A 1,718-nucleotide genomic window follows, 5' to 3' on the forward strand; every position below is an offset into this window, starting at 1 on the left:
TAACCAATGGTTCTATGGATTCTATTTGGTTATTATACAGATTTAAATGATTTAGACTTTTTAATCCCTCTAACCCCTCTAAAGAGCTAATTTGGTTGCTATCTAAACTTAAGCTTGTTAAGTTTACTAATTTGGTTAATGGTGTAAGATCACTTATATTATTCCTATATAATTCTAGAGTAGTTAATTGGGTTAAGTCACTTAAAAATGTGAGATCCTCTACATAACTATAGCCAATGCTTAAAGAAGATAGCTTGCTTAAGCTACCTACTACATCTAAATTAATGCCCTTTTGATTCTCATACGAAGAATCTATATTTAACTGTTGTAAGTTTACGGCATATTGTAAGCCATTCAAACTACGAATGCCACTCACATATAACGAAGTTATATTCTTCATGTCTTCTTTCGATATATCACCAACTGGCTTACCAAGCGCTTGTCGGACTGCCTCTTCTAGACGTGGGTCTTGGAAGGTTACCTTTGCAACAGGGCTTGCAGGTGTTGTTGTTATCTCCGTTGAAGGACCATTGCTTGTCCAATTTCCCGCAGCGTCTCCTGCTTCAACTTTAAATTGGTAGGTTGTTTCCGGTTCTAATCCATAGATACTATATGTAGTTGTAGAACCTGACACAGTTGTTAAGAGAGTATCATTTTGATAGATTCGGTAATTAGTAATTTTTATATCGTCGGTGGCTGTTGTCCATGAAAGACTTACAGTTGTATCACTGATATTTGCAGGCTGTAATGCTGCCCCCACCGGCCATTCAGGAATAACTGTATCCTCAACTGGTGGAATAACAGGCTCAGTAGTCCCCTGTAATGTTATCTGCTTAACTGTAAATTCTCGATCAAATACATTGTTAACTTTTACATCAAAAATATTTTCTCCTTCACCTATATCAACATTTACAGTAAATGAACCATTTGATTGGGCCGTAGTTTGACTATCACCGATAGATACACTAAATCCAGGTACCGTCGTTCCCTGAATCGTAACGCTCCCCGATTCAACTATTTCATTATCAGAAGGACTAATAATTTGAAGTGGGGGTTCTGGATAGAGATCGGCCCTTACATTTAAAGAATTAACTTGAATTGATCCAGAACTTTCAATGACTCCATAATTTGGATAAGATAAATCACCGCTAAACATTCCATATTTATTGGCGTAAATGGACGTAGAGGCAATAATCTTCCCTTTATTATCCAACTTCCCGTAAATAATTACATCCTCGTTAAAGTTTATTTCAACTCCCGAGGAAATAGTTAGCGTTACGTTTGGAGCAATAATGACAGGTTGGTCAATGGTTTTTGATTCATTCCAGGCTGTCGTTTCATTTATGAGTAAATAATCACTAGGATTTGCCGCACCATATACTCTTTTATCTAGATAAGCAAATTGCGGTAAAATACCACTTGAAATCATTAAAATAACTAAAAATCCAATAAAAGCTCTCATTAATTTTTTCTTTATGTTTCCCCCCACTATTTCTCCCCCTATAAAGTTTGATTACATTCTAAATATAGCAGAATAACGGGTTGAAAGTCCCAAATTATTAAAAAATAGCAAACTTTAAATACACGTGAGTATAATGCACTAAAAAAGTCCAATTCGCTCACTAGGAACGAATTGGACTGTACTTTTTATATGCCTAACTTACCCAAACTCCACTTGCATTAAAGTAATACCATTTGCCGCCGATTAACACCCAACC

1 protein-coding gene and 1 pseudogene are annotated in these 1,718 nt (G+C 35.9%); both read right to left on the bottom strand.

Translation table 11 applies throughout. The features are described from left to right. The coding region (locus tag V7112_RS03980; protein ID WP_335415776.1) for a leucine-rich repeat domain-containing protein at nt 1-1,489 on the bottom strand (1,489 nt) is incomplete at its 3' end. Nucleotides 1,490-1,655: 166 nt separating this feature from the next. Continuing rightward, nucleotides 1,656-1,718: pseudogene (locus V7112_RS23785) on the bottom strand (choline-binding protein A); the annotation flags it as partial.

This window comes from Bacillus sp. JJ1566 (genome assembly GCF_036962685.1).
Classification (GTDB): domain Bacteria; phylum Bacillota; class Bacilli; order Bacillales; family Bacillaceae_L; genus Ferdinandcohnia.